Here is a 13251-nt window from a genome sequence, read left to right as displayed (position 1 = left end):
GGAGGAAACAAAATGCACACGTGTGCTAAACTTGCTTCGCGATTTTTGGCGACGCCCGTGATGACGGAATCTGGAGCGAAGAGGGTATGAGATTTCCAGGTCACCTGTTCGGTTGAGGTGGCCCTCGCATGAGAGCCACTTCTTTCGACATTGTCAGCGTACGGACTTGAAAGCGGCTCTTACTTCTTCTGCGAAGAGCTGCGGCTGCTCCCAGGCCGCAAAATGCCCGCCCTTCTCGACCTGATGATAGTAGGTCAGCGAGGGATAGGCCTGCTTGGCCCAGCTTTCCGGCGCCTGGTAGATTTCCTTCGGGAAGACCGTGATGCCGACCGGGACCTTGATGTCCTTCGTCTTCTGCGCTTCGGCACTGAAGTTGTTGTTGTTGTTTTCCCAGTAGAACCGCGAGGACGATGCGCCGGAGTTCGTCAGCCAATAGAGCGTGATGTCATCAAGCATTTCGTCCTTGGAGAATACGCGTTCAGGAACGCCGCCGCTGTCGCTCCACTGGGCAAACTTCTCGTAGATCCAGGACGCCAGGCCAGCCGGCGAGTCGGAAAGCGAATAACCGATCGTCTGCGGCCGGGTCACCATTATCGCGCCATAGGCAGCGTTTCGTCCGAAGAAGGTGCTCAGGGAATTATATGCTTCCCGCTCCGGCGACGACAGGCTCGCAGGGGCCGGGTCCCCGCTGTTGATAGCCTTCATGAGGTCGCCCGGCACCGTCGCGGGCATATTGAGATGGATTGCCAGCAGACCCTTCGGGGCCTGACGCGCCAACGCGTCGGAGATCACCGAACCATGATCGCCACCCTGAGAGACATAGTGGTCATAACCGAGCCGTTTCATCAGGACATCCCAGGCGCGGGCAACCCGGTCCGGGCCCCAGCCCTGATCGGTCGGCTTTCCGGAAAATCCGTAGCCCGGTATCGATGGGATGACGACGTCGAACGCATCTTCCGGCCGGCCGCCATATGCGGTCGGGTCCGTGAGAGGGCCTATGGTCTTGATGAATTCAAATATCGACCCCGGCCAGCCATGAGTCAGAATGATCGGGAGAGCGTTGGGATGGCGCGAACGAACATGGATGAACTGGATGTCGACACCGTCGATCGTGGTGACGAATTCCGGCAATGCATTGAGTTGCGCCTCGGTCTTGCGCCAGTCGTACTCTGTACCCCAATAGCGAACAAGATCCTGAACGCGTGACAATTGAATACCTTGGGAGTCGTCGCCGACCGTCTCCTTGTCCGGCCATCGGGTGTCGGCGATGCGCCTGCGCAGGTCGTCAAGCTGCGACTGCGGCACGTGGACCTGAAACGGGCGGACACTTTCGTCCGCGCTCACCGCTGTTGTGGCAACACTCGACGCAAGATCGGCGGCATGAACCGGAAGTGCATAGATCACCGGAACGAGCAACAGAGAGCCAAACGCCATTGCGATCGCTCGATCGGAAACACTACGCCGAATTGAAACATTGTCGGCCTTGGTCATGAAACACTCTCCTTCAATTGCTGCCACATTCGCGGCGCCTGTTAACGGAGAGTGATTTCAGGGATCCACGTGTCCTAGATATTTCGAAAATCGGCTGAAATGTATCAGCGTGTACCGGCCCCGCGCTGATACCCACAATCGCCAAATTGCCGGCAGCTCTCGGCAAGCGTATCCTTCGAACGATCAGCGATCGAACTCACCATTTCGGCGCCCTGAGGATGAGGGCGGCAAACGAAGGTTGGAGATCCCATTGAAAGATCAAACGGTGCAGGAAAGATTGGAGCGCCATTGGCGGGCTTCGGACGCGAGCGATTTCGATGCCGAACACGAGATCTATCACGACGACGCCTTGCTGGATTATCCGCAATCAGGAGAGCGGATTCGCGGTCGGCACAATATTCAGCGAAGCCGGTTCGTTCAGCCGAACAAGAAGCGGTTCACCGTCCGACGAATTGTCGGCAACGGCGATCTTTGGGTCACCGAATTTACACTCACCTATGACGATGTACCCTCATACGTCGTCAGCATCATGGAATTTCGCGACGGGCTGGTGGCCCATGAAACGCAATATTTCGCAGATGGTTTCGAACCATCGCCGTCGCGAGTACATCTTACAGAGCGGATGACGAAATAGTCTTGTCCTTGATAATGCCGAAGCGCATGCGCCGAGAGCAGTTGGGATCACAAATCGTCCGCGATCGCCAACAACTCACCGACGGCGGGGACCCAGCGCTCCCCGCGCGGCTTTCACAACTGCGTCGGTGGTGATGTCGAATTTCCTGTAGACATCGTCGATCTTGCCGGACGCACCGAAGCTGTGCATGCCGACGAACCGGCCATCGAGCCCGATATATCGGTCCCAGCTATCCTGGACGGCGGCCTCCACCGCAACGCGCGCGGTCCCGTCTCCGAGAACCTCGCGCTTGTAGTCCGGTGCCTGCGCCTCAAACAGCAGCCGGCACGGCATGGAGACGACCGCGGTCGGAACGCCTTCCGCCTGAAGCCTCGCCCTTGCCTCGACAGCAAGGTGCAATTCCGATCCGGTCGACATGATGGTCAGTTCGCGCGCGCCACCTTCAGCCTCGAGCAGAACATATCCGCCCTTTGCCGACAGGTTGAGAGGGCCTGGCTGCTTCCTCAGAAGCGGCATGGGCTGGCGGGATAGAGCGATCAGGGCTGCCTGCCGCGGGGCATCGAGAATGGCCTGCCAGCATTCCGCCGTCTCGATCGGGTCGCCCGGACGGAACACGGCAAGGCCCGGAATGGCGCGCAGCGCCGTCAGATGTTCGACGGGCTGATGCGTCGGTCCATCTTCGCCGAGACCGATCGAATCATGTGTCATCACGAAGATCGAACGCACCGCCATCATTGCCGCCAGCCGGATGGACGGACGAGCGTAGTCGGAAAAGGTCAGGAAGGTGCCGCCGTAAGGGATCAGCCCGCCATGAAGGGCAATCCCGTTGATGGCCGCGGCCATTCCATGTTCGCGCACGCCATAATGGATATAGGATCCATTATACTGGCCCGGCGCAATTTCGACCATGGACTTAGCTTTCGTATTGTTCGACGGTGTGAGGTCCGCCGATCCGCCGAGAAGCTCGGGCAGGGCTTCGGCAAGGTGGTTGAGAACAATCCCGCTCGCCTGTCTGGTCGCCAAATCCTTGTCGGCGGACAGAAGCTCCTGTTTTGCTGCTTCTATTGCGCTGGTCCAGTCTGAAGGCAGCTCGCCTTTCATGCGGCGCTCAAAGTCAGCGCGAACATCCGCCTTCGCGGTCTGGACCCGGACCGCCCAGGCCATCCGGGCGTTGCGTCCCTTGGCGCCGATCTTCCTCCAGTCTTCCAGCAGGCCGGACGGGATCTCGAAGGGAGGCGCGGTCCAGCCCAGAATCTTGCGAGCGCCGGCAATCTCCTCTTCGCCTGGCGCGTCACTATGAGCCTTCTGCGTACCGGCGCGCGTCGGAAAGCCGAAACCGATTATGGTCTTGCAGGCAATCAACGACGGGCGATCGGTGACCCGCTGCGCTTCGACGATTGCGTCGCGGATGGCGTCCGTATCGTGTCCGTCAATCTCCTGCACATGCCAGTTCGATGCACGGAACCGCGCCGGCTGATCGTCGGATTCCGCCAGACTTGTCGCCCCGTCGATCGAGATCGAATTGTTGTCCCAGAATGCGATCAGCTTGCCGAGCTTCAAGTGGCCTGCGAGCGATATGGCCTCCTGGCTGATGCCTTCCATCAGGCATCCGTCACCCAGGAACACATAGGTGTAGTGGCTCGAAAGATTGTCGCCAAACCTGGCGTTCATGATGCGCTCGGCAAGCGCAAAACCGACCGAATTGGCAATGCCCTGTCCGAGCGGCCCGGTGGTCGTCTCGATGCCCGTCGCATGGCGGTATTCGGGATGACCTGCCGTCCTGCTGTCGATTTGACGAAAGTTCTTGATCTGATCGATCGTCATATCCTGGTAGCCGGTCAGGTAGAGCAGGCTGTAAAGCAGCATCGAACCGTGCCCGTTGGAGATCAGGAAACGGTCCCGATCGAACCAGTATGGGTCTTCGGCATCGAATTTCAGGAATTCGGAAAAGAGCACGACGGCAATGTCCGCCATGCCCATCGGCATGCCGGGGTGCCCGCTCTTGGCCTTCTCGACGGCATCCATCGAGAGGAACCGGATGCAATCGGCCATGTCGCGAAGGTGCTGATCGCGGGGCGCCGGTACGGATTTTACGGATTCCGTCATGATGGTTTCCTCGGGTCTGGTGAAAGGACAGACCCGAAGATAGTGCCCGATACGAACTGGGCCACTGCGACATGTTGAAATCCGACCAAGAACTTCATCATCCGGTCGTCATCTCGCCGCCGTGGCCTCCTGTCCGCATCCTCTCCGGACAGGCGCTGCAATCGCGATCAGCTTTGTTGCAGCCGCCAGGTCCGGATTTCAAACGGCATGATGTCGGCAGGGCCTGCACGTTCGATCGGTTCTTCGAGGATGTTCAGAGGTCCCGAAGACTGCCAGCCGGACGGCAGGGCAAGCGAAAGCAGCCCGCGGCGGCCTGCCGGCTCGTAAAGCCGCAGGATAAGGCCCTCTCCATCCTCCGCCGCTTTCAGTCCCGAAAAAGCGACCGGTATGCCCTCGACGCCAAGCGGCGACAGCGTGCCTGCCGAGAGCCCGGTTGACTCGCCGGTAACGAGCGGCTGGTTGAGATCGATCGCCTCCTGCAGGACCCCGCCTTCATGCCAGGCGCCCTCATGCGGCATCAGCGCATAGGTAAAGCTCTGCTCGCCTTCGTCGGCGAGCGGATCGGGATAAATTGGTGAGCGCACGAGGCTCATGCCGATGACATTGCCGCGTGCGCTATGCCCGTATTTGGCATTGTTCAGCAGGGCGACACCGAAGCCCGGCTCGCTGAGATCGACGAAACGGTGCGCGGCAGCTTCGAACATCGCCTGTTCCCAGGAAGTGTTCGTATGCGTCTGGCGCTCGACGATACCGAAGGCGCATTCGAAAGTGGCAGTGCGGGACCGCACGGCGACAGGGTTCAGTGTTCTCAGCAGAGTGCGCCGGTCGTGCCAGTCGATCGTCGTTTCGATATCGAGCCTGCGGCCATTCGCGGTCAGCGCGTAAAGCTGGGTGACCGTCGAGTTCCGGTATCGATGGACGACACGGATCGCCGCGCGATGCGGCCCCTGTTCGACAAGTGTGATGCTTTCGGGTTTGTCGAGGCGGACGGCCTTTTCCGCATAGTCGGCGTCGACATCCCATGCGTCCCAGTTGCGTGGCTTATCGGCCGGATAGACCCAGAGCTGATTGGCGCCGCCCTCGACCGCCTCCCTGCCCGTTGCCTTGTGGACGAGGCTCGAAACGGCGCCATCCTTGCCGATGACAACAGACAGATGTTCGTTCTCAAGGCTGTGGGCGTCGGCCTTCAGCATGCCGGCCGGCTTCAATGCCCTGCGATCGAAGACTGCGACGGAAAGCGGAGCGACAATATCGGCAGATGACAAGACCGTTCCATCCGAAAGCCTGGCGGTCAGGGGTCGCGGCGCGAGCGACGGATTAACGGCAATGACCGCGTCCGTCAGTCCGCCTGCCGGAAGCTGGGACGACAGCGCCTTCAAAGCCTTGGCCTGATCTGCCCCGGCATTGACGATTACGCCGTCAAGCTCCTGCTCGGCATCTATATAGACCTCGCGAATGCTCGAGCCCGGCAGGATGTCATGAAATTCGTTCTTAAGGACGACACGCCAGTCCGCTTCCAGGCTTTCCGGCTTACCGGCACCCAGCAAGTGCGCAAGTGAAGCGATCGTCTCCGCCGTAATGAGCGCCCGCTCGGCCTGCCGGTGCTTGCGCTTGACACCGCTTTGCGAGGTCAGCGTCGCACGGTGCAGTTCAAGGTAGATTTCCCCGTCCCATACCGGAAGCTCTTTTTCCTCCGCAGTACGGTGGGCCTTTTCGTAAAAGCCTTTCACCGTGCCCCAGCGCGCACTGGGGATCGCCGGAAAGTCGCGCAGTTGCACTTCGCGCTCGACCATTTCAGGTGTCACGCCGCCGCCGCCATCGCCATAGCCGACTGCCAGGAGCGACGTATCGTGCTGCGTCTTGCCGCGGAAATTCTTCCAGGTCGGCACGAAGCAATCCGGCTGCACGAAACCATTATAGCCATGCATGGGATTATCGAATGTGTGGGTTAGAACCTTGCTTCCATCGAGGCCCTTCCACCAGAAAAGATCGGATGAAATATGATTGGTCTCGCTCCAGTTCACCTTGATGGTGAAGAAGCTGTCGATTCCGCCGAGCTTCAGGATCTGCGGCAAGGCGCCCGAAAAGCCGAAACAGTCAGGCAGCCAGCAGACCGTGTGGCGCAGGCCGAAATGTTTTTCGAAATAACGCTGCCCGTAAAGCACCTGCCGCGCAAGACTTTCGCCAGTCGGCATGTTGGTGTCGGGTTCGACCCACATTCCGCCGACCGTTTCCCACTTGCCCTCGGCGACCTTCTTCTTGATACGCTCGAGAAGCTCCGGATCGTCCTCTTCCATCTGCGCATAATAATGAGCGGTCGATTGGTTGAATCGGAAGTCGTCCGACCGCTCCATCAGCGAGAGCGCGGTATTGAAGGTGCGGCGCATCTTCCGGCGCGTCTCGCGGTAGGGCCAGAGCCAGGCAAGGTCGATATGGGCATGGCCAGTCAGCAACAGCTCGCCATTCGGCGGGAACCGCTTCTGAAGCTCTTTCAGACGCGCGACCAGCTGATCGTAGGCCGCTGCGGCCAAAGCACTTTGTGTTTCCGTCAGACCGGCCGGGTTTTCCTGCAGTTCCGGCAGTTCCCAGATCTTCTGCTGCATGACCGCACCGGATGTGCGCGAAATATAGGCTGACGTGTCCGAGGGCCAGTCCAGGCTGCGCAGCACCTGTTCGGCCGCCTCGATGAGGTGCGGCAAGACCTCATGGTTTTCCAGCACATCGGCGGCTTCGCCGAGCTGCCGCAACAGAAGGTGCAGTTTATGGACCGGTTCATCCAGCCAGATCAGCCGCGCCCTGTTGAGCTTCGGCGCCCGGTTCGGCTCACCGAAGGGAAAGCGTGCAACGCTTTCGGTCGCAATTGAAAACTCCCTGCCCTTGATCGGGAATTCCTGATGGTAGGGGTCGAGACCGAATGTCTCGGCCTCACCGCCCGGATATTGCAATGTGATCAAGCTTTCGCCGCCGAGATCAAGCTGCAGGCGAACCTGTTCGATTGGCCAGTCGCGCGGTGCGGCCGCGGACGCCGCGAAATGAACCGTTCCGTTGCGGTGCGGCCAATCCTGATGATGGGCGATCGGCTCGCCGTCGAAGGTCCAGCCGTCGATCACAACGCTTTGCCGGTCGCGCCAGTGAGCAAGCTCGGCTGTACGGACTTTCAGACGATCGAGACGTTGGGCGATAGTGAGAGACATGACGGGTCCTATTGGAAAATAAGCAACTGACGGGCGGGGAGAAATCAGGTCGCGCAAATGAGCCGCAGGCGCCGCGTCCCGTCTCCTCCAACCGAAACGCGTGGCGGCTCTTAGATTAAGTAACTTTGTTTTCACGTCAAGCGCACAAGAAATAAGTTGCTAGAGTTTTGCCTGTGATACACAAGCATTCAGGTGCTTAGGGAAGACGGTCATGCGGTATCTTCGATCCGGGCCGCGGCGACGTCAGGCAGAGGAAACGGCCGTTACGCGGGGTAAAACAATCGGTCTGCGGTCGGGAGAAATCGCCGACAGAAATATCCGCGTCATCCTGGAAGCGATCCGCCGACATGGTCCGTTGACCCGGACGGAACTTGGCCAGCATTCCGGGCTTACCGGTCCGGGCATCACTAATATCCTGCGCCGCCTGAGTGACGGAGGATTGGTGACGTCGCACCGCCGCAACGGCGCGGGCAACAGCGCCACTGCGGCGGAATTTGCCCTGCGGCCGGATGGAGCCTTCTCGATCGGTATCAGGGTTCGCCAAAGCCGAGGCGAAGCGGTGCTGATCGATCTCAGCGGCCAGGTCCATGATCGCGAATATTTTCCCCTCACCCCGGCAACGCGCGTCCCGTCAATCCTTTCGGTAACGGAAAACATGATCGGCCGGCATGTCGGCTTGCCGATCATCGGCCTGGGGATCGGGTCCAATGACTGGACGGCAGCGGAAAGCGATGAACTCGACGCAGCATCGACGCTTCCGGCCAGCCACGTGGAAAACGAGTGCACCGCAAGCCTGCTTGCCGAGCGCACCATCGGCGCGCCCGCCCCCGAAGGCGGACTGGCGATGATCATAATCGATGAAGATGTCCAGGCCGGCTTCCTCGTTCGCGGTATCCCCTATTCCGGTGTTCACGGACGCGCGGGCAGTATCGGCGAAATGCTGACCGGCCCCGACAATGTCCGGCTGAACGCCGTGGTCGGCTTCGGCGCCCTGCGCGCACTGGTCAGCGAGGACGAGTTCGGGCGGCTCGTCGCGGGCGAGGAGCCGTCTTCACCTCAATTGACGCAGTGGATCCGCGATGCCGCAAGCCACCTGCTTGATCCCATCATCGCCATGGCCGGCTTCATCGCGCCAGGTGTCATCATGATCGGCGGCGACCTGCCGCGAAGCGTCATCGAAGCGCTGATCCACCAGCTCTCCGTCGAACGGCGCGACACGTCAAAGCGTCCCTTCCTGACGCCATGGATTTCGCCGATGAAGCCGGCAAGCTTCAGTGGCGGCGGCGTGGCACTGGGGGCGGCATTGCTGCCCTTCCTCAACACCCTGCTGCCGCCGGTATCAGCCTGAACCGGCCCAAGTCGGCTCAGCCAAGCGCCTCGTCTCTGTGACTGGCATCCGAGGCAAGCGCCTTGTCGAGCACCTTCTGGATATTCGCTGCGCGGCGGAACGACGGTTCCTGCGTCTTGCCCACCCTCACCGCCTGCACGAAGCGCTGGTAATTGGTTTCGACCGGGTCGAAGGGAATATCGCGCCATGTGGCAGTGTGAACGTCTTCACCAAGGCAGGCGCGAAGCGTCGACTTTCCTGTATCGTAGATCATCTCGACCGACCCTGTCTCGCCATAGACACGGAGACGCAACTGATCCATCTGGCCGGCCGCGGTTCGCGTCGCCTGGATGGTGCCAATCGCCCCGGTCGTGAAGTCGACATTCATCGTGAAGCTGTCATTCGCATCGAGATCATATTCACCGATCTTGTGGCCCGGTGCCTTGTTGAAGGTCTTGAGCCGCGCAAACACATGGGCGACGTCCAATCCCGACCCGTAGGACGCGAAATCGACGATATGGATGCCGATATCGCCGAGCGCGCCGTTCGAGCCGTGCTTCTTGCTGAGCCGCCACAGCCATTTGCTCTCTGTTTTCCAATCGCCCCAATGACGACCGACGAGCCAGCTCTGCAGGTGCGATGCCTCGACATGTCGCACCTCGCCGATCTCGCCGGCAAGGACCATCTGCCGGCCTTTCTGCAGGGCGGGAGAATTGCGATAGGTGAAGTTGACCATGCCGACCTTGCCGGCCTTTTCGATGGCATCGGTCATTTCCATCGCCTTGATGGCGTCAGTCGCCAACGGCTTTTCGCAGAAGACGTGTTTACCCGCAGCGATCGCCTGAAGCGTCGTCGGGTGGTGAATGCGGTCAGGCGTGACGTTGGCAACGGCATCGAACTCGCCCCACGCAAGAGCTTCTTCCAGCGAACTGAAATGGTTGGGAATGCCGTGTTCCGAACAGAATGCCGCCAGCCGTTCGGGAACGACGTCGACGCCGCCCACCACGCTGACGCCGTCGATCGCCTTGAAATTTGCAGCATGCTGGTTGGCCATCCCGCCAGTGCCGAGAATGAGTAAGCGCATCTTATCCTCCATAGATGTCAGGTTCGGCCACCTCACGCAGCCGGGGCAAAGTCCTCACCACGCCATTGCGGATGCCCGAAATGGCTCGATTTTCTGTGATCGGGAAATGCGGCTGGCGCGCGCTAACTTGTGTTGAATGTCGCCGGCATCTCAATCCTCCCAAGCTGCGGCTTGACATCAAATCAAAGTAACTTAATCTAATTAATGCAGCATGGAATTGAGGAGAGGTCAACTGACCACCAGGCTGTATCCGTTTAAAATGGGGAGGAGACCCATCATGAAGAGAGCGTTCATCGGCGCATTAGCGCTGAGCACAATGTTATTTTCAGTGCCTGCCGCATTTGCCCAGGAGCTTGCGACAAAAGACAGGATCGGCGCTGCCGACGCACCAAAAACCCTTGTCGTCCGGCTCACCAACGACAGTCCCAACAATGCCGATCCGGCAATCGCCGAAGGCTATCAGAAACTTTTCGTCGACTTCATAAAGAAGCATCCCGACTGGAAGCTGCAGATGCAGTTCATGTCGGCCGATATCGGCACCGAACAGGCCAAGATGCTGGAACAGGCCAAAGCCGGCAACGCTCCGGATTGCGCCGCAGTCGACTCCTTCGTGCTCTCGCAGTTCATGGTCAACCATGTGCTTGCCGACTTCACCCCCTATTTCTCGAAGGAAGAAGTCGCCGACCTGTTCCCCTTCATCCGCGACGGCATTACCGACAAGGACCAGACGATCCGTGCATGGTGGTGGGACACGGATCTTCGCGTGCTTTACCGCAATAAATCCATCGTTGCCGATGCGCCGCAAACCTGGGACGACCTGAAGAAGGCCGGGCTTTCCTCTGTCGAACAGGGCATGGAGGGCATCCTCTTCAATGCCGGTCGCTATGAAGGTTCCACCTTCGATTGGCTGGCGAACTACTGGGCGCTCGGCGGCAAGCTCGTCGACGATTCCGGCAAGCCGATCTTCGGTGAAGGTGAAAACAAGGAGAAATTCCTCAAGGCCCTGACCTATTACAAGGACCTCGTCGATTCCGGTGCAGCGCCCAAACGCGTGACGACCATCGGCAACTATGACGACCTCAACGCCGCCGCGGCAGCCGGAACCACTGCGCTCTTCATCGGTGGCAACTGGCAATATGCCCAGCTGAAGGTCACGCTCGACGAAGAGGAGTTCAAGAACTGGACCTTCTCGCCGATCCCCGGCCCGACCGCAGATCAACGTTCGACGGGCACCGGCGGATGGACGATCGCCTCCTTCAGCAAGGACAAGGACAAGGTCGAAATGTGTGCCAACCTTGCCCGCGAAGTCTATATGGGACCGGCCAATGCGCTGCAGCAGCAGCTGCCGACGCGCAAGTCGCTCTTCGACAAATATGATGTCTTCGCGACCGAAGCCAACAAGACCTTCGCCGGGGCTCTCGTCGATGGTCAGGCTCGTCCGGGCGCCCCGATCTATCCGGAAATCTCCAACCAGATCCAGATCATGATGGGCGACGTGCTGTCCGGCACCAAGAAGCCGGAAGAGGCACTGGACGGCGCGTTCAACGCGACGATGGAGGCTTACAAGCGTCTCTGACGATTGAGATCATGGCGGCGCCCGTGACGGGCGCCGCCGGTCATGTCAAACCCGGACAGAGAAGCCCAATGAGCCCCATTGCCATCGAGGCTGCCAGCCCGCCTCACAGCAGATCGTTCATGCGCCGTTTTGCCGGGGCTCCGTTGCCCTGGATCATGCCCGTGATTGTCGTCATCGGCATCTTCTATCTCTACCCCGTGATCGACGTTTTTCGTCTGTCCTTCACCAATGCGACGCTGATCGGCGACAATCCGGTCTATACGCTCGGCACGATATCGAATGCGCTGAGCTCACCGCAATTGCCCGACATCATGTGGGCGACCCTTATCTTCGTTGGCGGCAGTGTCATTGGACAGCAGATCTTTGGTCTCGCCGTCGCCGTCGTCGTCATCAGAGGTGAAAAACGCGGACTGTTCGGCACGACGATCCTGCGCACCACGGCGCTTGTCGCCTGGGTGGTCCCGGGCATTGCCGGCGGCATCATCTGGCAGATGCTGTTTTCGGAAGCTCCGTATGGGGCGCTGAACAGCATATTGCGGCTCATGCACCTGCCGACCGTCGCATGGCTTTCCGATCCGGCGATCGCGCCATGGTCGGCGCTGATCTCGAACATCTGGCGCGGCACGGCCTTCTCGATGGTCGTCATGTACGCCGCCCTCAAATCGATCGACCCTTCGCTCTATGAGGCGGCTGATGTCGACGGCGCGACAGGCCCGCAACAGTTCTTCTTCATCACCCTCCCCCAGCTGCGTGCAGCCATGCTCGTCAACATGATCCTCATCACGATCATGACGCTCAACACGTTCGATGCGATCATCACGCTGACGGGCGGCGGACCCGGACGTGCGACCGAGGTGATCTCGCTCTACGTATTCAACATCGTCTTCCGCAATTACGACCTTTCCGGCGGCAGCGTGCTTTCCGTGCTGATGCTGATCATCAGCCTCGGGCTTGCCGTCGTTTACGCATCGTTCCTGCCGAAGGAGGAAGAGCAATGAGCAGACGTACCGGCACGCGCTTCGGCGACTTCCTGAGCTACCTCTTCATGCTGGTGATGTTCATCTTCTTCGCCGGCCCACTCTCTTATCTCCTGTCGATGGCCGTGCGTGACAAACGCGAAATCTATCGCGGCGTGGCACGCTATATACCGCACAATCCGACGATCGATAATTTCGTGACCGTCCTCAACAACAGCTACTTCCCGATCTATCTCTGGAACGGCCTGAAGCTCGCAGCACTCAGCGGTTTCGGCGTTCTGGTCGTCGCCCTGCCGGCGGCCTATGCGTTCTCCCGCTTCCAGTTCCGCGGCAAGGGCCTGTCGATGATGGGGCTCTTGTTGTTCCAGATGATCTCGCCGCTCGTGATCATGGTGCCGCTCTACCGCTACATGAACCGTCTCGGCCTGCTCGATACGCATTTTGCGGTGACGATGGTCTATATTGCCCTCGGTGTGCCACTCGCGACATGGCTGCTGAAGAGCACGATAGACGGCATTCCGCGCAGCCTCGATGAAGCGGCGATGATCGACGGGTGCAATCGGTTCTCGGTCTTCTGGCGGATCGTCCTGCCGCTTTCGGCGCCGGGCATTGCTTCCGTCTTCATCATCACCGTCATTGCCGGCTGGTCACAATTCCTGGTGCCTTTTCTTCTGCTGACGCAAAACAATCTGATGCCGATCGGCGTCGGGATCTTTAACTTCCGTGGCATGCAGACCGACTCGTCCATCCAGCTGCTTGCGGCCGCCTGCCTGATCTCCGTCGTACCGGCGATCGTGGCGTTCCTGTCGCTCCAGCGGCTGATCCTCGGCGCCATGACCAGCGGCGCGGTGAAAGGGTAAGG

General features: G+C 59.8%; 9 protein-coding genes. 5 read left to right on the top strand and 4 right to left on the bottom strand.

All coding sequences use genetic code 11. The features are described 5' to 3' along the window. Positions 1 to 153 precede the first annotated feature (153 nt). Complete coding sequence (locus LVY75_00640; protein XAZ20506.1) at positions 154 to 1491, bottom strand: epoxide hydrolase; 1338 nt, start codon at positions 1489 to 1491, stop codon at positions 154 to 156. Between the two features lie 250 nt (positions 1492 to 1741). On the opposite strand from LVY75_00640, the gene LVY75_00635 reads away from it, so the two are divergent. Beyond that, positions 1742 to 2125, top strand: coding sequence for a nuclear transport factor 2 family protein (locus LVY75_00635; GenBank protein ID XAZ20505.1), 384 nt, complete (start codon positions 1742 to 1744; stop codon positions 2123 to 2125). Positions 2126 to 2200: 75 nt separating this feature from the next. Here LVY75_00635 and tkt read toward each other — a convergent pair whose 3' ends face one another. Together tkt and LVY75_00625 are read right to left on the bottom strand one after the other, a co-directional pair. Further along, positions 2201 to 4231, bottom strand: a complete 2031-nt coding sequence (gene tkt / locus LVY75_00630; protein XAZ20504.1) for a transketolase — start codon at positions 4229 to 4231, stop codon at positions 2201 to 2203. 167 nt (positions 4232 to 4398) lie between these two features. Further along, positions 4399 to 7425: a glycosyl hydrolase-related protein gene (locus tag LVY75_00625; protein ID XAZ20503.1), complete on the bottom strand. Its 3027-nt coding sequence runs from the start codon at positions 7423 to 7425 to the stop codon at positions 4399 to 4401. 211 nt (positions 7426 to 7636) lie between these two features. Between LVY75_00625 and LVY75_00620 the strand changes: the two genes are divergently transcribed. Further along, positions 7637 to 8773 (top strand): ROK family transcriptional regulator, encoded by a 1137-nt coding sequence (locus tag LVY75_00620; protein XAZ20502.1) that lies wholly within the window; start codon positions 7637 to 7639, stop codon positions 8771 to 8773. A 16-nt stretch (positions 8774 to 8789) separates the two neighbouring features. Here LVY75_00620 and LVY75_00615 read toward each other — a convergent pair whose 3' ends face one another. Next, entirely contained in the window at positions 8790 to 9836 is a 1047-nt protein-coding gene (locus LVY75_00615; GenBank protein XAZ20501.1) for a Gfo/Idh/MocA family oxidoreductase, read from the bottom strand. A 277-nt stretch (positions 9837 to 10113) separates the two neighbouring features. Between LVY75_00615 and LVY75_00610 the strand changes: the two genes are divergently transcribed. The 3 genes from LVY75_00610 to LVY75_00600 all read left to right on the top strand — a co-directional run bounded on the left by LVY75_00610 (position 10114) and on the right by LVY75_00600 (position 13249). Continuing rightward, positions 10114 to 11412 carry an extracellular solute-binding protein gene (locus LVY75_00610; protein ID XAZ20500.1) on the top strand — a complete coding sequence of 433 codons (1299 nt, stop codon included), beginning with the start codon at positions 10114 to 10116 and terminating at the stop codon, positions 11410 to 11412. A 68-nt stretch (positions 11413 to 11480) separates the two neighbouring features. Beyond that, positions 11481 to 12410, top strand: a complete 930-nt coding sequence (locus tag LVY75_00605; GenBank protein ID XAZ20499.1) for a sugar ABC transporter permease — start codon at positions 11481 to 11483, stop codon at positions 12408 to 12410. Beyond that, positions 12407 to 13249, top strand: coding sequence for a carbohydrate ABC transporter permease (locus tag LVY75_00600; GenBank protein ID XAZ20498.1), 843 nt, complete (start codon positions 12407 to 12409; stop codon positions 13247 to 13249). Before LVY75_00605 ends, LVY75_00600 begins: the two co-directional genes overlap by 4 nt. Positions 13250 to 13251: the final 2 nt, after the last annotated feature.

It is taken from the genome of Sinorhizobium sp. B11 (assembly GCA_039725955.1).
Classification (GTDB): domain Bacteria; phylum Pseudomonadota; class Alphaproteobacteria; order Rhizobiales; family Rhizobiaceae; genus Rhizobium.
The sequence above is the reverse complement of the archived record's forward strand: the minus strand, read 5'-3'. Positions and strand labels throughout refer to the sequence as shown.

What these genes read in the sequence shown, in the direction of transcription:
- LVY75_00640 (XAZ20506.1), bottom strand. Translation starts at nt 1,491, where the DNA reads ATGACCAAGGCCGACAATGTTTCAATTCGGCGTAGTGTTTCCGATCGA.
- tkt (XAZ20504.1), bottom strand. Translation starts at nt 4,231, where the DNA reads ATGACGGAATCCGTAAAATCCGTACCGGCGCCCCGCGATCAGCACCTT.
- LVY75_00625 (XAZ20503.1), bottom strand. Translation starts at nt 7,425, where the DNA reads ATGTCTCTCACTATCGCCCAACGTCTCGATCGTCTGAAAGTCCGTACA.
- LVY75_00620 (XAZ20502.1), top strand. Translation starts at nt 7,637, where the DNA reads ATGCGGTATCTTCGATCCGGGCCGCGGCGACGTCAGGCAGAGGAAACG.
- LVY75_00615 (XAZ20501.1), bottom strand. Translation starts at nt 9,836, where the DNA reads ATGCGCTTACTCATTCTCGGCACTGGCGGGATGGCCAACCAGCATGCT.
- LVY75_00610 (XAZ20500.1), top strand. Translation starts at nt 10,114, where the DNA reads ATGAAGAGAGCGTTCATCGGCGCATTAGCGCTGAGCACAATGTTATTT.
- LVY75_00605 (XAZ20499.1), top strand. Translation starts at nt 11,481, where the DNA reads ATGAGCCCCATTGCCATCGAGGCTGCCAGCCCGCCTCACAGCAGATCG.
- LVY75_00600 (XAZ20498.1), top strand. Translation starts at nt 12,407, where the DNA reads ATGAGCAGACGTACCGGCACGCGCTTCGGCGACTTCCTGAGCTACCTC.